Annotated in this window: 16 protein-coding genes and 1 tRNA gene; 5 read left to right on the forward strand and 12 right to left on the reverse strand. The window is 72.6% G+C overall.

Annotated features, from left to right (window positions below; genetic code table 11):
• Positions 1 to 24 precede the first annotated feature (24 nt).
• From OG730_RS01905 to OG730_RS01925, 5 genes are all read right to left on the reverse strand, one after another.
• Complete coding sequence (locus OG730_RS01905) at positions 25 to 1,140, reverse strand: DegT/DnrJ/EryC1/StrS family aminotransferase (protein ID WP_327302456.1); 1,116 nt, start codon at positions 1,138 to 1,140, stop codon at positions 25 to 27.
• Positions 1,137 to 1,955, reverse strand: coding sequence for a NeuD/PglB/VioB family sugar acetyltransferase (locus tag OG730_RS01910; RefSeq protein ID WP_327302457.1), 819 nt, complete (start codon positions 1,953 to 1,955; stop codon positions 1,137 to 1,139). The genes OG730_RS01905 and OG730_RS01910 overlap by 4 nt, the downstream gene beginning before the upstream one ends.
• Positions 1,952 to 3,127: a DegT/DnrJ/EryC1/StrS family aminotransferase gene (locus OG730_RS01915; protein WP_327302458.1), complete on the reverse strand. Its 1,176-nt coding sequence runs from the start codon at positions 3,125 to 3,127 to the stop codon at positions 1,952 to 1,954. The genes OG730_RS01910 and OG730_RS01915 overlap by 4 nt, the downstream gene beginning before the upstream one ends.
• Positions 3,124 to 4,125 carry an NAD-dependent epimerase/dehydratase family protein gene (locus OG730_RS01920; protein WP_327302459.1) on the reverse strand — a complete coding sequence of 334 codons (1,002 nt, stop codon included), beginning with the start codon at positions 4,123 to 4,125 and terminating at the stop codon, positions 3,124 to 3,126. Before OG730_RS01920 ends, OG730_RS01915 begins: the two co-directional genes overlap by 4 nt.
• An 82-nt stretch (positions 4,126 to 4,207) precedes the next feature.
• Positions 4,208 to 5,314 (reverse strand): Gfo/Idh/MocA family protein, encoded by a 1,107-nt coding sequence (locus OG730_RS01925; protein WP_327302460.1) that lies wholly within the window; start codon positions 5,312 to 5,314, stop codon positions 4,208 to 4,210.
• 419 nt (positions 5,315 to 5,733) lie between these two features.
• Between OG730_RS01925 and OG730_RS01930 the strand changes: the two genes are divergently transcribed.
• The 4 genes from OG730_RS01930 (at position 5,734) to OG730_RS01945 (ending at position 9,517) form a co-directional block, all read left to right on the forward strand.
• Positions 5,734 to 6,609, forward strand: coding sequence for a glycosyltransferase family 2 protein (locus OG730_RS01930; RefSeq protein WP_327302461.1), 876 nt, complete (start codon positions 5,734 to 5,736; stop codon positions 6,607 to 6,609).
• A 114-nt stretch (positions 6,610 to 6,723) separates the two neighbouring features.
• A complete protein-coding gene (locus OG730_RS01935; protein WP_327302462.1) occupies positions 6,724 to 8,097 on the forward strand; it encodes an MFS transporter in 1,374 nt (457 codons plus the stop codon).
• Entirely contained in the window at positions 8,094 to 9,107 is a 1,014-nt protein-coding gene (locus tag OG730_RS01940) for a TolB family protein (RefSeq protein WP_327302463.1), read from the forward strand. Before OG730_RS01935 ends, OG730_RS01940 begins: the two co-directional genes overlap by 4 nt.
• 83 nt (positions 9,108 to 9,190) lie before the next feature.
• Positions 9,191 to 9,517, forward strand: a complete 327-nt coding sequence (locus OG730_RS01945) for a hypothetical protein (RefSeq protein WP_327302464.1) — start codon at positions 9,191 to 9,193, stop codon at positions 9,515 to 9,517.
• A gap of 111 nt (positions 9,518 to 9,628) precedes the next feature.
• Here the strand turns inward: OG730_RS01945 and OG730_RS01950 are convergent, their stop codons facing one another.
• The 3 genes from OG730_RS01950 to OG730_RS01960 form a co-directional block, all read right to left on the reverse strand.
• Entirely contained in the window at positions 9,629 to 9,940 is a 312-nt protein-coding gene (locus tag OG730_RS01950; RefSeq protein WP_327302465.1) for an SCO5918 family protein, read from the reverse strand.
• A 53-nt stretch (positions 9,941 to 9,993) separates the two neighbouring features.
• The gene (locus OG730_RS01955; protein ID WP_327302466.1) at positions 9,994 to 11,568 is read right to left on the reverse strand and encodes a DEAD/DEAH box helicase; all 1,575 of its coding nucleotides are present in this window, start codon (positions 11,566 to 11,568) and stop codon (positions 9,994 to 9,996) included.
• 347 nt (positions 11,569 to 11,915) lie between these two features.
• A complete protein-coding gene (locus tag OG730_RS01960) occupies positions 11,916 to 12,119 on the reverse strand; it encodes a cold-shock protein (RefSeq protein WP_053678014.1) in 204 nt (67 codons plus the stop codon).
• 338 nt (positions 12,120 to 12,457) lie between these two features.
• Here OG730_RS01960 and OG730_RS01965 point away from each other — a divergent pair.
• Positions 12,458 to 12,531: transfer RNA gene (locus tag OG730_RS01965), tRNA-Met, on the forward strand.
• 59 nt (positions 12,532 to 12,590) lie between these two features.
• Here the strand turns inward: OG730_RS01965 and OG730_RS01970 are convergent.
• The 4 genes from OG730_RS01970 to OG730_RS01985 all read right to left on the reverse strand — a co-directional run bounded on the left by OG730_RS01970 (position 12,591) and on the right by OG730_RS01985 (position 15,833).
• Entirely contained in the window at positions 12,591 to 13,355 is a 765-nt protein-coding gene (locus tag OG730_RS01970; RefSeq protein WP_327302467.1) for an SDR family NAD(P)-dependent oxidoreductase, read from the reverse strand.
• Between the two features lie 69 nt (positions 13,356 to 13,424).
• A complete protein-coding gene (locus OG730_RS01975; RefSeq protein ID WP_327302468.1) occupies positions 13,425 to 14,804 on the reverse strand; it encodes an MFS transporter in 1,380 nt (459 codons plus the stop codon).
• Between the two features lie 90 nt (positions 14,805 to 14,894).
• On the reverse strand, positions 14,895 to 15,479 hold the full coding sequence (locus OG730_RS01980; RefSeq protein ID WP_327302469.1) for a TetR/AcrR family transcriptional regulator: 585 nt from the start codon (positions 15,477 to 15,479) through the stop codon (positions 14,895 to 14,897).
• A 54-nt stretch (positions 15,480 to 15,533) separates the two neighbouring features.
• On the reverse strand, positions 15,534 to 15,833 hold the full coding sequence (locus OG730_RS01985) for a hypothetical protein (RefSeq protein WP_327302470.1): 300 nt from the start codon (positions 15,831 to 15,833) through the stop codon (positions 15,534 to 15,536).
• Between the last annotated feature and the right edge of the window lie 186 nt (positions 15,834 to 16,019).

The raw sequence follows: 16,019 nt of genomic DNA on the forward strand, positions 1-16,019 counted from the left end.
GCTTGGTGATTCGACGCCGGAGCGTCAGCGCAGCGCTGCTGAGAGCGCGTCCACGACCCGCTGCTGTTGGGCGGCGGTGATCTGCGGGAAGAGCGGGAGGGACAGCATCCGGTCGGCGGCCAGCTCGGCGTGCGGGAAGGCCCCGCGGCCGTGGCCGAGGTGGGCGAAGGCCGGGGTGAGGTGGACCGGGGCCGGATAGTGCACGCCGGCGCCGATGCCCTCCGCGTTGAGCTTGCCGACGACCGCGTCGCGGTCCGCGCAGCTGACCCGGATGACGTACAGGTGCCATACGTGGACGTTGCCCGGCGCCGTGACCGGCAGGGTGAGCCGTCCGGTGGCCGCCAGGTCCGCGAGCAGCCCGTCGTAGCGGGCGGCGGCGGCCCGGCGGGCCTCGTTCCCGTCGGCGAGCCGGGCCAGCTTGGCCCGCAGCACGACGGCTTGCAGACCGTCGAGCCTGCTGTTGAAACCGGCCACGTCGTGCCGGTACTTGGCGACGCCGCCGTGGTTGGCCAGCGCCCGGACCAGGTCGGCGCTCTCCTCGTCGTCGGTCACCACCGCGCCCGCGTCCCCGTAGGCGCCGAGGTTCTTGCCCGGGTAGAAGCTGGTCGCCGCGATCCCGCCGCTGCCGGGGGTGCGGCCCTCGCGGGAGGCTCCCTGGCTCTGCGCGGCGTCCTCGACGAGCTTGGCGTGCGCGGGCAGGGCCGCGGCGAGCGCGGCGGTGTCGGCGCACTGCCCGTACAGGTGGACGGGGACCACCGCGCGGGTGGCCTTGGTGACCGCGTCGAGCGCGGCCCGCGGGTCCAGCAGCAGGGTGTCGGGGAGGCAGTCGGCCAGCACCGGCCGGGCGCCGATCCGGGCGACGGCCCCGGCGGTGGCGATGAAGGTGTTCGCGGGCAGCACGACCTCGTCGCCGACGCCCACGCCGCTCGCCCTCAGGGCCAGTTCCAGGGCGTCGGTGCCGTTGGCCACGCCGACGCAGTGTCCGACCCCGGCGAAGGCCGCGTACTCGCGCTCGAAGGCCCGGACCTCCTCGCCGCCGATGAAGGCGGTGTCGGCCAGGACGCGGTCGAATCCCGCACGTAATTCGTCCGCGACCTCGGCGTGCGCTGCCTTCAGGTCCACGAGCGGTATCTGGTTCATGCGGCTGTGCTCCCCATCCGTGTCTCCGGCCGGAGGCCGGTCTCCAACTCATCGGCCCGCAGCTCGTCGAGCGCCGGGCCCCCCGCCTCGCGCAGCCGGCGGGCGGGGCTTCCGGCCCACACCTCGCCGGCCGGTACGTCGGCCAGGACCGTGCTTCCCATCCCGGTCAGCGACCAGGCGCCGACCTCGATGTACTCCCGGACCAGTGCGCCGGCGCCCACGTAGGCCCCGCGCCCCAGCCGTACCCCGCCGCCGAGTCGGACCCCGGAGGCCAGGGTCGCGAAGTCCCCGACCTCGTCGTCGTGGGTGAGGACCACGTGCGGCATGACCGCCACGTGGGCCCCCACCCGTACCGCGGCCGTCAGGACGCAGTGTGCGAGCAGCACCGTGCCCGGTCCGAGGACCGAGGATCCGGAGAGCGCCGCCGTGGGGTGGACCACGGTGGCGTACCGGCTCTCGGGCAGGGCCAGGCGCCGCACCAGGCGGGCCCGTACCCCGTAGTCGCGGGGGCTGCCGACGCAGACCACCACGCGGGCGGCCGGGCGTTCGTGCACCAGGCCGGTGCCGCCCAGGACGGGCACCCCGTCGACCTCCCGTCCGTGCAGCGCCGGGTCGTCGTCCAGGTGCCCGGCCAGCCGCCGGCGCGGGGCCCGGCCGGCCGCCAGGTCGGCGGCCTCCGCGTCCCGTACGGCCTGGGCGGTCTCCCGGGCGAAGCCGCCCGCGCCGACGATCAGCAGCTCCTCGGTCGGCGCGGTCTCGGTCGGCGCGGTCTCGGTCGGGGCGGCCCCGGTCGCGGGACCGTGGGGCCCGCTCATCCGCCGTCGGCCCGTTCGCGCAGCACCGTCACCACCCGGTCCTGCTGCTCCTCCGTCATGGTGTGGAACAGCGGCAGGATCAGCGAGTCGCGGGTGATCCGCTCGGTCACCGGCAGCGCCGCCGCACCGTGACCGGCGTACGCCGGCTCCAGGTGGGAGGCCATGATCCCGCGCCGGGCCGAGATTCCGGCCTCGGCCAGCACCGCGAGCAGCTCGTCGCGGCCGATGGGGAAGTCCTCGGCCAGGAGCACCCAGTACGACTGGAAGTTGCCCTCGCCGTGGCCGGGGTCCCGGACCGGGGTCAGGCCGGGGACACCGGCGAGGAGCTGCCCGTACCGGGCGGCGAGGAAGCGCCTGCGGGCCACGATCTCGTCCAGTTTGCCCAGTTGCACCAGGCCCACCGCGGCCTGGATGTCGGTCATCCGGTAGTTGTAGCCGACCTCCAGGTAGCTCTCGGCGATCGGCTTGCTGCTCGCGTGCCGCTGCGCCGCGGACACGTTCATGCCGTGCTCGCGCAGGCGGCGCAGCCGCTCGGCCCAGGCGGCGTCGTCCGTGGTCACCATGCCGCCCTCACCGGTGGTGATCACCTTGCGCGGGTGGAAGGACCAGGCGGCCAGCAGCGCCCCCTGGCCGACCGACTTGCCGCCGACGGTGGCGCCGATCCCGCAGGCGGCGTCCTCCACCAGGGCGATGCCCCAGTCGGCGCAGGCCGCGCGCAGCGCGTGCACGTCGGCCGGCACCCCGCCCTGGTGGACGGCGATGACCGCCTTGGTGCGCGGGGTACGGACGGCGTCCACGGTGGCCGCGGTCAGGTTGCCGGTGGCCTCCTCGACGTCCGCGAACACCGGGTGGGCGCCCACGTAGCGCACCGCGTTGGCCGTGGCGATGAAGGACAGCGAGGGGACGACGACCTCGTCGCCCGGCGCGAGGTCCAGCGCGATCAGCGAGAGGTGCAGGGCGGTGGTGCACGAGCTCACCGCGATGCCGTGCTCCGCGCCCACCCGCTCGGCGAAGGCCCGTTCGAACTCGGCGACCCGGGGTCCCTGGGCCACCCAGCCGGACAGGACCGCGTCGGCGGCGGCCCGCGCCTCGTCCTCACCGAGCCACGGGATCATGACGGGGATGCGGGCGGGGGCGGGGGCCGGGGCGGCTCCGGCGTCCTGGGCGCTCATCGGCCGGCCTCCACCGCGGCGGCTTCCGCGTCGGCCGCGCGTTCGGCCCGCCACCAGTCGACCAGGTCCCGCAGCCCGCTGCGCAGGTCGATCCCGGCCGTGAAGCCGAGGCGCTCGGCGGCCTGCGAGGTGTCCGCGAGCCGGCGGGTCACCCCGTTCACGGCGCGGGCCGGTCCGTGCTCCGGCGCCAGGCCCTCGGCGCCCATGGCCTCCAGGAGCCCGTTCGCCAGGTCGAGGAGGCTGGTCTCGGAGCCGCTCGCGACGTTGAACACCTCGTCGGTCAGGTCCGATTCGGCGGCCAGCAGGTTGGCCCTGGCGATGTCCCGGACGTCGACGAAGTCCATGGTCTGGGTGCCGTCGCCGAGAATCAGCGGCGGCTCGCCCGCGGCGATCCGCTCCATCCACCGGATCAGCACCTCGGTGTACAGCCCGTGGATGTCCATCCGGGGGCCGTACACGTTGAAGTAGCGCAGCGCGACGTAGTCCAGCCCGTACATGGCGTGGAAACTGCGCAGCACGCCCTCGTTGAAGGCCTTCGCGGCCCCGTAGAAGGTGTCGTTGTTGTACGCGTGGTGGCGCTCGGTGGTCGGGAAGGACTCGGCCATCCCGTAGACCGAGGCCGAGGACGAGGCGATGACCTTGCCCACGCCGGCGGCCGCGGCGGCCTCCAGCACGTTGAACGTCCCGTCGACCATCACCTCGTTGGCCAGCCGCGGCTCCTCGGCGCACTGGGTGATCCGGATCGCCGCCAGGTGGAAGACGAAGTCGGCCCCCTCGGTCGCCTTGCGGACGGCGGCTATGTCCCGGATGTCGCCCTCGACCAGGTCCACGACCCCGCTGGGCAGGGCGCGGGCCAGGTTGGCGCGGCGTCCCCGTACGAAGTTGTCGAGCACGACGATCTCGCGTGCCCCGTTGTCCACCAGCAGGTCCACCAGGTGCGAGCCGATCGTGCCCGCTCCGCCGGTGACCAGAATCCTCTTGCCTCGTACGCTGCTCAACGCCCTGCCCCTACTGAGTCGGTCATGGTCTTCCCTGCTGTGCCCGGCGCGCCGCACGCGTCCCGGGCGACGCCGTCAACGCTCAACGTCCGGTGCGCAGTCCGACGACGGCGCCCTTGAACTCCAGGCTGCGGGAAGCCGCTTCGAGGATGTCGAGGACCTGGAGTCCCGCCCGGCCGTCGGTGAGCGGCGGTCGCCCCGCCCTGATCGACGCGGCGAATTCCTCGACCATGCTGCGCAGGGCCTCCTTCTCGCCGAGCGCGGGTGCCACCATGTCGCCGGTCCGGTAGGAGACGAGCATGTCGCGGCGCTCGTCCGCGCCGATCTCCTGCGGGGCCGTGAGGTCGACGCCCCGGTCGAACACCGCGACCCGCTGGGTGGGGTTGAGGTCGTCCCACACCAGGGTGCGCTTGGAGCCGCCGACCATGGTGGTGCGAACCTTCACCGGGGACAGCCAGTTGACGTGGACGTGCGCGATGGCGCCCGTGTTGAGCTGGAGCGTCAGATAGGCCACGCAGGACTGGCCGGCCCCGATCGGGTCGGCCCCGTGCGCGGCGACGGCGACCGGGTGGACGTTGTCCGGGAGGATGAAGTCGAGCACCGAGAGGTCGTGGGGGGCCAGGTCCCACAGGACGTCGATGTCCTTCTGGACCAGTCCGAGGTTGATCCTGACCGAGTCCACGAACTGGATGTCACCGAGTTCACCGGAGCGGACCATGTCCCGGATGCGGGCCACCGCCGGGGTGTAGCAGTAGGTGTGGTCGCACATCAGTGTGAGGCCGCGTTCCTCGGCCTCGTTCACCAGCCGCAGCCCGTCCTCGTAGGTGGCGGCGAGCGGCTTCTCCACGAGCACGTGCTTGCCGGCGCGCAGGGCCGCCAGGGCCACGTCGAGGTGGGTTCCGGCCGGGGTGGCCACGGCGACGGCCTCGACCTCGGGGTCGGCCAGGACCGCCGCGTAGTCGGCGGTCGCCTGGACCGTCGAGTAATTGCCGAGCACCTGCCGGGCCCGGTCGACATTCAGATCACAGAGCCAGCGGAGCCTGAACTCCGGACTGGACTGGAAGTTGCGGACGAGATTGGGGCCCCAGTAGCCCGCTCCGACGACGGCGACCCCTAACGGCTCGGTCCGTCCCGCACCCGCACCTGCGCCCGCGGCGTCCCGCCCGGCGTCCTTCGCGGTGTCCTTCACAGCATTCCCTTTCCTTCCGCGCACGCCCGCGGGCGTGTCGACGACCCATGGCCGGGACGCGTGCGAAGGAGGGGGGTTCCGCGGAGGGCAAGCCGGGCGCCTGTGCGACCCGTGCGTGACCCGCCGACGGTGATGGCCCCCACGACCGATGCCGTACGTGTTCCACGTACTTCCGCCCCCCCGGCCGTCCGGCACCCCTAGCGCCGGCCGGCCACGGACAGGCGGCCTGTTCCCCCAAGCCGCCGAACCCGTAAACCTGCCCCAACTACCCTGCGCCGACTGGACCACAGCGTGAGTCACGGCATTGCCGAACCACGCCGAATCCGGTCGGCTGCGTTCAATCTAGACCACGGGGCGTACGCCCGGGGAGAGTTGGAGGAAACGGTCGGTACGGGCGTTCGACCATGCATACTTCCCGTGTGACCAGCATCGTGATCCCGGCCCACAACGAGGGCCGGGTCATCGGCCGGCTCCTCGACGCGCTCCTGTCCGATCCGTCCGGAACTCCGGCCTCCGGGACCGACATCGTCGTGGTGTGCAACGGCTGTACGGACGACACCGCCGCGGTGGCCGCGTCGCGGGGTCCCCGCGTACGGGTCGTCGAGATACCGACTCCCTCCAAACACACGGCACTTCGGGTGGGAGACGAGCACGCTCGCGGCTTCCCCCGCCTCTACGTGGACGCCGACGTGGTGGTCGGCGCGGCCGATGTACGGGCCCTTGCCGACGCCCTCGCCGGCAGCCCGGCCCTCCTGGCCGCGGCCCCCGGCCGGGACATTCCGCTTGGCGCCTGCGCCTGGCCCGTCCGGACGTACTACCGGGTCTGGCAACTACTCCCGGCCGTCCGCGAGGGGCTGTTCGGGCGGGGGGTCATCGCGGTGTCCGAACCGGGGCACGCCCGGCTCGCGGCCCTGCCGCCGCTGATGGCCGACGATCTGGCCGCGTCCCTGGCCTTCGCGCCGGGTGAGCGGCGGGTGGTGGAGTCGGCCAGGGTCGTGGTGCTGCCGCCGCGCACCTGGGGCGACCTGATCAAACGCCGGGTACGGGCGGCCACTTCCTCCGCCGAACTGGAGCGCTTCCAGGCCGCGCGGGCGTCCGGACCGCAGGAGACCCCGCCGTCGGCACGCACCGGCACGGGAGACCTGCGGGCGCTGCTCCGGGCCCAGCCCCGGCTGCTCCCCGGGGTGGTGGTGTTCGTCGTGGCCGCCCTCGCGGCCCGCCGGGGGTCCCGCAAGGCCATCAGCAGCGGGGACTTCTCGACCTGGCTGCGCGACGAGAGCAGCCGCCAGGGCTGAGCGGCCGAATCCCGCCCTGCGCGACCCAGTTGTCCCGTACAACCATTAGGGTGCCACTCGCACGTACGACTGGCTCACCGTTCAGTTCAGACGCCGGACCGGGAGTTCGAAAGCATGTACCTCGCGGACCGCTCCGCGCCCGAGGACGCGAAGGCCAGCGCCGACGGATCCCCCGTCCGCGGACCCGCGGTCGCCTCGACCGTTCTCGCACTGGGCTCGGTCAGCCTGATCACCGATGTCTCCTCCGAGATGGTCACCGCCGTCCTGCCGCTCTACCTCGTCGCCGGACTGGGCCTGAGCCCGCTCGGATTCGGCGCGCTCGACGGCCTGTACAACGGGGTCAGCGCACTGGTGCAGCTGACCGGCGGCCACCTCGCCGACCGGATCCGCAACCACAAGCTGATCGCCGGCATCGGCTACGGACTCTCCGCCGTCTGCAAGCCGCTGCTGCTGCTCGCCCACAGCCTCGGCCCGGTGGCGCTGATCCTGGCCCTGGAACGCACCGGCAAGGGCCTGCGCACCGCCCCGCGCGACGCGCTCATCTCCCTGTCCACGCCGCCCGAGTCGCAGGGGCGGGCCTTCGGGGTGCACCGCGCCATGGACACCACCGGGGCCCTGCTCGGGCCGCTCGCCGCGTTCTTCGTCCTGAGCCTGACGGTCGACGGGTACGACGCCGTCTTCGGGGTCAGCGCCTGCGTGGCCGCCCTGGGTGTCGTGGTGCTCCTGCTGTTCGTCCCGTCCGGCGCCGAGCCGCGGCCGGCCCGGCCGAAGTCCGCCGCACCCCCGGCGCCCGTACCGGCCCCACGGGAGGCCGCTCCCCTCGAGGAAGCCGCCGCCCCGAAGCCGGACGCGGTGAACCTGCGCGACGCGCTGGGCCTGCTGCGGCTGCCCCGGCTCCGCGCCCTGGCGGGCTGCGCCGCCCTGCTCGGACTCACCACCGTCAGCGACGCCTTCCTGTACCTGCTGCTCCAGGACCGCACCGGCATCGGCGAGCGCTGGTTCCCGCTGCTCCCCCTGGGCACCGCGGCCGTCTTCCTGCTGCTGGCCGTCCCGGCGGGCGCCCTCGCGGACCGCGTCGGGCGCCGCACCGTGTTCCTCGCCGGGCACGCCCTCCTGCTGGCCGGCTACGGGCTTCTCCTGTGGGCCCCCGGGCTGCCCGCGCTCCCCTACCTGGTCCTCGCCCTGCACGGCATGTTCTACGCCGCCACCGACGGGGTGCTGCCCGCCGCCGTCGCCGCGACCGTCCCCGCGAAGCTGCGGGCCACCGGCATCGCTCTCGTCGGTACCGGCCAGGCCCTGTCCCGGTTCGGCTGCTCACTGGCCTTCGGCGCCGCGTGGACGGTCCTGGGTTCGGGCCCGGCGCTCGCCGCCGCCGCGGCCGGCCTGTGCTGCTGCGCGGCCGTCGCCGGTTTCGTACTCCGCCCCACGGCCCCGGACGGCGCTGCCGCCGGGGCCCCGCACCCCCGAAGCTCCCGAGGAAATCGATGACGCGCTCACGCCGGCTGCTCGTACTCGCCCTGGCCGTGCTGCTCCTCGGGGGCGTGGCCGGCGTGCTGGTGGTGCGCGCCGCCGCCCGCTCGGAGCAGACCCGCGCGGGCGACCCGACGGCCGCCCCGGGCAAGGTCACGCTCGACCGGCGCGGCGGCCTGGCCTTCCTCAACGGCGCGCAGGGCCCGCACCGCGGAGCCCTCGTCTCCGTACCGGACCGCTCACCGCAGGACGAGCGGACCGCCTCGGGCCTCACCTGTCTGCGGTTCCACGCCGCGGCCGGCACCGGTGTCTGCCTGAGCTCCGTGCCGGGCGCGCTCGCCCAGGAGAACCGGGCCCTGATCGTCGACTCGGAACTGCGCACGCGGCGCGAGTTCCCGCTCGCGGGCACCCCCTCGCGGGCCCGGGTGTCCCCCAGCGGCCGTTTCGCCGCCTGGACCGTCTTCGTCACCGGGGAGTCCTACGGCTCCGCGTTCTTCTCCACCCGGACCTCGATCGTGGACACCCGTACGGGGACGCTCGAACCCGACCTGGAGAAGTTCGCCATCGAGCTGGACGGCCGCCCCTACAGCGCGAGCGACGCCAACTTCTGGGGCGTCACCTTCTCCAAGGACGACGACACCTTCTACGCCACCCTCTCCACCGGCAACCAGACGTACCTGGTGAAGGGTTCGCTCGCGCGGCGCAGCGTCACCACCCTCGCCTCCAACGTGGAGTGCCCGTCCCTCTCCCCCGACGAGACCCGGATCGCGTACAAGAAGCGGGTACAGCGCGGTGCGTCCTTGTGGCGCGAACACGTGCTGGACCTACGGACGTCGCGGGAGCAGCCGCTGACGGAGAAGCGCAGTGTGGACGATCAGGCGCTCTGGCTCGACGACCGGACCCTCGCCTACGCCCTGCCCGCCGAGGGCTCCGTGGACACCACGGACCTCTGGACGGTCCCGGCGGACGGCACCGGAACCCCGCGCCTCCTGGCTCCGGCGGCCTCTTCGCCCACCCGGCTGGGCTGACGCGTCCCCGCTTGGAGCCCCGCGCTCCATCCCGCCGGCCCGGGAGGCGTACCCGGGGGCCCCGCAGAATCGTTGGGGCGGGCATGGGCACTCCACACGCCGTCTCCCCGTCCCCAGCCCGGCACCGGGCACCCGAGCGCACCCCCGCCGCGATGGCGCGGGGCATCCCCCGGCAGCAGTCGGGGGGTGCCGCCCCCTCGGGCGGGGCGGTCGTCTACGAGCAGCTCGCCCGCGAGTGGGAGGCGCGCGGGGCCACCGTCCCGGGCCGTCCCGACCCGCTGTGGGAACGGCTGATCACCTACGCGCACTTCCAGCGCGAGACGGACGCCACGCTGCGCAGCCTGCGCCTGGACGGAGCCGAATCCCCGCCGGCCCCCGCGGCGGCGCGCCCGCGCTGGACCCGGGCATGAGCCGAGCGTGACCCGGGCGGGACCCGGGGTGGCACGCAAAGGCCCGGGGGCCCGGTCGGCAGCTGCCGACCGGGCCCCCGGGCTCCGTACGCGTGGTTCCCGCGGCTCCCGCTACACGTCCGAGGGGGCGCCGAGCATGGCCGACGCCTTCTCGAGCGGGGTCAGGCCGACGGCGGGCGCCGGGACCGTTTCGAGCGGGCGGCAGGTGAAGCCCAGGGCGGTCAGTGCCCTGATCACCTCGGCGGCGGTGAAGTCACGGCGGTCCTGCCGGGTGACGACGGCGCCGACCTGCTTCACGGGGTAGGAACGACGCCCTATGACCACCGAGTCACCGGTGATCGGCTCGGGCTTGACGCCCTTCATCGATTCCAGGACCCCGGCCTTGGTCAAATCGAACGGAAAGCGGGCGATGACGAAGCGCATGCTGCCTCACAGGAAGAAGAGAACCGGGCCAGACACGATCCGAACGGGACGGCCTAAGCCGCCGAGGTGGCCGGGGACTGGCGCTGCGGCCCCCGGGCGGTCGCGGCGGACCTGCTGCGCCGGTCCTGTGCGGGCCGGCTGCGGCGGCCACGGGAGGCACCGCCGGCGGCGCCCCGCGGCCGCTCGCTGACGGGGGCCGTGATGACGACCGGGACGCCGGACGGCGCCTGGGCGCCGGTGATCCGGCTCAGCTCGGCCTCGCCGGAGCGGACCTGGGCGGTCTGCGGGGTGATGCCGGCGGCCTGCATGAGACGGACCATGTCGCGGCGCTGGTTGGGCAGGACCAGGGTGACCACGCTGCCGGACTCGCCGGCGCGGGCGGTGCGGCCACCGCGGTGCAGGTAGTCCTTGGGGTCGGTCGGCGGGTCCACGTTGACGACGAGGTCGAGGTTGTCGACGTGGATGCCGCGGGCCGCGACGTTCGTGGCCACGAGCACGCTGACGTGCCCGCTCTTGAACTGCGTGAGGGTGCGGGTCCGCTGCGGCTGGGACTTTCCGCCGTGCAGGGCCGCGGCGCGCACCCCGTTGCTCAGGAGGTGCTCGGTCAGCCTGTCCACGCCGTGCTTGGTGTCCAGGAACATGATCACGCGGCCCTCGCGGGCGGCGATCTCGGTCGTGGCGGCCTGCTTGTCGAAGTTCTGCACGTGCAGGACGTGGTGTTCCATCGTGGTCACCGCGCCCTGCGAGGGGTCGACGGAGTGCACGACCGGGTCGGTCAGGTAGCGGCGGACCAGCAGGTCCACGTTGCGGTCGAGGGTGGCGGAGAACAGCATCCGCTGGCCCTCGGGGCGCACCTGGTCGAGGAGCGCGGTGACCTGGGGCATGAAGCCCATGTCGGCCATCTGGTCCGCCTCGTCCAGGACGGTGATGGCCACCTGGTTCAGCCGGCAGTCACCCCGCTGGATGAGGTCCTTCAGACGGCCCGGGGTGGCGACGACCACTTCGGCGCCGGCACGCAGCGCACCGGCCTGGCGGTGGATCGGCATGCCGCCGACGACGGTGGCGATCCTCAGCTTCACGGCGCGGGCGTAGGGGGTGAGGGCCGCCGTGACCTGCTGGGCGAGCTCACGGGTGGGTACGAGGACCAGCGCGAGCGGCTGACCCGACTCGGCGCTCTGCCCGGCGGTACGGGCCAGCAGCGCCAGGCCGAAGGCCAGGGTCTTGCCGGAGCCGGTGCGGCCACGGCCCAGGACGTCACGGCCCGCGAGACCGTTCGGCAGGGTGGCCGCCTGGATCGGGAACGGGGTGGTCATGCCCTCACGGGTGAGCGTGGCGAGCAGCTGGGACGGCATCGCCAGGTCGGCGAACGCCTCCACCGCGGGCAGCGCGGGGACCACGGTGACCGGCAGGGCGAACTCGCCCTGCGGTGCGGCGGGACGGCGCCCGCCGTAGCCGCCGCCACCCGAGCGCTTGGGGCCGCCGGAGCGGCTGGGGGCGGAGGAGCCGAACCGGCTGGCCGAGGAGCGGCTGCCGGAGCCCGAGGAGCCACCGTAGGAGCCGTAGGAGCTATTGGATCCACCCGTACGGGAGGACGAAGACCGGTCATTCATGCGGGTCGTGCGGTTCATGCAGAACCTTCCTCGATACGGCGCACATCGAGGAGTTCTCGGCGGCGGAAATCTGGCCGCACGAGGATTCACAAGAATGAGCCGGAGCATAAAAAATATGACGAAGTCGAATCGAACTTCGATCGACGCCACATTAACGATTATCACCCTATGTGTCGGCGAAATATGCGCCGCATGCGGGGTGGGGAGCCGAGGAGCGTGTCCATCGGCCGAACGGTGGGGCGCTGGGACGGGGTTTCCCCGTCGCGCCGCTCACGCGGGCCGAACCGGCCCGCAGATCCAAAAACGCAACGAGCTGGGGCCCGCACCCAAGGTGCGGGCCCCAGCTACGCGGTTACGCGTGAACGTCAGGCGGTGACGATGTTCTCGGCGGTCGGGCCCTTCTGGCCCTGCGCGATGTCAAAGCTGACCTTCTGGCCTTCCTGAAGCTCACGGAAGCCCTGCGAGGCGATGTTCGAGTAGTGGGCGAACACGTCAGGACCGCCACCCTCCTGCTCGATGAAGCCGAAGCCCTTTTCCGCGTTGAACCACTTCACGGTGCCATTAGCCATGTTTTTTACTCCTTCGGGGCACAGCCCAGAGATCCGCACTGTGCGAATCTCAAGTCGCCGATGATTGCCCAGCCCGGAAAACGCCGGAAAAACAAGAACACTCGTCTCTGCTCCTCCGAGGAGGAGTGGGTATGAGGTGCTCGAAATTTTGGGAACCACAACTGCAACTCAAACCACAGTAGCACGGTGGGATCGGATCGGCGTGGAAATAAATCCGCACCTTCCGCTCGTGCGGAAATTCTCACTCGGCCGTGTTCGTTTTTCCGTCCCGGCGGACCTGGATTTTCGGTGGTGGTCGGAGGTCGGCCCTGGATCCCGTACAGTGATGTTCACAACGACGCGGGGTGGAGCAGCTCGGTAGCTCGCTGGGCTCATAACCCAGAGGTCGCAGGTTCAAATCCTGTCCCCGCTACGAAAGACTTCGGCCCCCTTGACGCCCAGGCGTCAAGGGGGCCGAAGTCGTTTCCGGGGTCAGGCGGCCACGCCGCCGTCGATCACCAGGTCGGTGCCGACCACGGAGCCGGCGTCCGGCGAGGCCAGGTAGAGCACCGCCGCCGCGACCTCGGCGGTGGAGGACACCCGGCCCACCGGCGATTCGTCCTTCATCCGCTCCGCACGCTCGGCGTCCCCCTCCCCCGGGCGCAGGGACATCGTGGTGGCGGTCGCGCCGGGGCTGACCGCGTTGATGCGGACACCGTCGGCGATGTGGTCGAGGGCCGCGGCCCGGGTCAGGGCGGAGACGGCCGCCTTGGTCGTGAGGTAGCCGGCGGCTCCCGGGATGCGGGTGTGCGCGCCGAGGTTCGAGGAGATGTTGACGATCGCCCCGCCGCCGGGCTGCTCGCGCATGGCGGCGACCTCGGCCTGGAGGCTGAGCAGGACGCCGGTGACGTTGATGTCCAGCATGCTGCGCCAGTCCTCCTCCGCCAGGTCCGCGACGGGGCCGCCGCCCCGGAAGACCCCCGCGTTGTTCACGGCGACGTCGAGGCTGCCGAAGTGTTCGACGGTGCTGCGCACCAGGGCACGTACGTCCTCGGAGCGGGTCACGTCCGCGGTCACCGCGACCGCCTTGCCGCCCTCCTTCTCGATCAGCTCGACCGTCTCGTCGAGCGGCGCCGCGGTGCGGCCGGCCACGACGACCGCGGCTCCCTCGGCGGCGAAGGCGAGGGCGACGGCCCGGCCGATGCCGGAACCGGCTCCGGTGACGAGGACGCTCTTGCCGGTGAAACGTGCGGACATGATGGTGATCCCTTACTCGGTGGTCTGTCGGTTGTTCGGTGGTCTGTCGGTTGTTCGGTGGTCTGTCGGTTACTTGGTGCGGGTGTGGAGGAAGGCGGCCGCGCCGAAGGCGAGCGCGGTGGCGGCCAGCGAGACCGTGTCGGAGCCCAGGGAGAGCACGGCGGCGAAGACGACCGTCGGGCCGAGCTCCATCGCGGTGTTCATGACCCCGCCGGCGAGTCCCGCCTGGTGCGGCTCCACCCCTTCGGTGGCGAGGACCGCGGCCCCGGCGAAGGCGGCCGCCGTACCGACGGGCAGCAGGATCAGGCCGGGGAGCAGGCCGTAGGCGTACGGGATCTGCGCGGCCAGGCCGGTGAGCGCGAGGAGTCCGAGTCCGCCCGCGGCGGCGACGAGGCCGGCGGTGGTGACGCGGGGCGCCCCGTACCGGCCCACGAGGGGACCGGCGACCCGGCCGGCCACGAGCAGCACCACCGCGAAGGGGAGGAACGCGGCGGAGGTCCGCAGCTCCGACCAGCCGAGTTCCTGCTGGAGGTGAAGGGAGAGGAGGACGAAGGTCACGGTCGTTCCGGCGGCGGTGAGGCCGATGGCCGTGAGAGCGAGGGCCCGGCGGCGGTCGCGGAGGAACGCGAGCGGGAGCAGGGGGTCACGGACCCGGCGCTCGACGAGCGGGAAGGCCAGCAGGAGCACGGCCGCGGTGAGCAGGGTGACCAGGACGCTCGTCGATCCCCAGGACCGGACGTCGGTGAGGACGAAGCCGTAGCTGACGAGGCTGATTCCGGCGGTGGCCAGCAGTGCGCCCGGCAGGTCCAGGGAGCGGCCTTCGCCCGCCGGGGTGGCGGGCAGCAGCCGGGGTGCGAGGAGCAGTGCGGCGACGGCCACCACGACCGGGACGGCGAAGGAGAACCGCCAGCCGGCCAGGGCCGAGATGACTCCGGAGAGCAGGTTGCCCGCGGTGGCGCCGAGTACCGACAGTCCGCCCCAGGTGGCCATCGCCCGTCCGAACGCGGCGGGTTCGGGGAAGACCGCCCGCAGTACGGCCATGGCGGCCGGTGCCGTGAGCGCGGCACCCACCCCCTGGGCGAAGCGGGCGGCGAGCAGGACCCCCGGTCCCTGGGCGAACGGTGCGGCGAGGGAGGCCACGGCGACGACGAGCAGTCCGGCGGTGAGCACCCGGCGCCCGCCGAACCGGTCGGTGAGGCGGCCCCCGAAGAGCAGGAGACCGGCGAAGCTCAGCCCGTAGGCGGCACTGAGGAGCAACAAGTCGTCGCGACCCAGGGCGAGTTCGCGGCCGATCGTGGGCAGCGGCACGACGAGCGAGGTGAGCGCGAAGATCAGCGTCATCTGTACGGTGCCGAGCAGCGCGAAGGCCGGGCCGGGCGCCGGTCGGGACGCCCTTGATCCGGACGCGGTGAGCGTCTGCGTGGTGCGTGCGGTCTGCGTGACGGTCATGACTCCCCCTCGATATTTGAACTGGATCGTACATTCCAGAATGAAGCCTGAAAAGAACCTCCCCGAAGGGAGGCGTTCTCGTGCGTCCGGTCAGTCGAGCAGACTCAGGGCCTGCTCCGCCGCCGCCCGGACCCGGCCCGGGTCCTGCGAGGCCTTGCCCACGACCCGCATGCCCTGCATCAGCACCAGCAGCATGCTGGCGAGGGTGCGCGGATCGCGGTCCGCGGGCAGTTCACCCTGGGCCTGGGCCCGGGTCAGCGCCGAGCGCAGCAGGGTTTCGATGTGGTTCCAGCTCGCTTCGACTTTGCGGGCCGCCGCCGGGTCGTGCGCCCCGAGCTCCGCGGCCGTGTTGGTCACGAAGCAGCCGTTCTGCCGCAGGTCACCGACACTGGACTCGGCGGCGAAGCGGCGTACCACCGTGCGCACGGCCGGCAGCGCGGGTCCCGGCTGGGACAGTTCGCGCAGCAGGTCGGGGTCGAGGTGCTCGCTGTAGCGGTCCAGCGCCTTCAGGTAGAGCTCGCGCTTGTTCCCGAAGGTGGCGTACATGCTGGCTCGCCCGATGCCGAGCGCCTCGACGAGGTCCGCCATAGACGTCGCCTCGTAGCCGCGCCGCCAGAACAGCTCCAGAGCCGACTGCAGCGCGGCGTCCGGATCGAATTCCTTGGTCCTGGCCACATCCCGTACTCTACGGATACTGGAACGGTCGGTCAAGTAATCCGTGCGGTTCGTTCAGATGGTCCGGGACTCCCCCGCCGGGTGGGCACTGAGTTCGACCACCTCGACGCAGCGCCGGAGCTTGGCCTGGGCGCGGGGCGAGTCGGCCGCGGGGACCACGATCTCGCACACCGCGAGCCCGCCGCCGTCGGCGGCCCTGAAGGACAGCCTCCTGACGGACAGGTTGTTCAGGAGCGCGGAGATGCGGGTGAGGGCGTGGCCGCCGTCCCGGACGGTGATGGTCAGCGTGTGGCAGGCGGTGTCGCCGGTACGCACGGCTTCGTCGACGGCGGGGAGAACATCGCTGCAGGTCATGAGGGGGTGGACTCCTGTCCTGGGGAGGTGCGTGGTCCCGGAAAACAAGAAGACCCCTCGCGGATGCGAGAGGTCTGCGTGCGGGCGGTGGGCTGCTGGGGTGGTCTCAGTTCAGCTCCGGGGCCGGCACGCCGGCGCTAATCTTCTGCTGGCGCATGCGGAAGAGTCTGGCACGCCGCCGCCGAC

The organism is Streptomyces sp. NBC_01298 (assembly GCF_035978755.1).
Classification (GTDB): domain Bacteria; phylum Actinomycetota; class Actinomycetes; order Streptomycetales; family Streptomycetaceae; genus Streptomyces.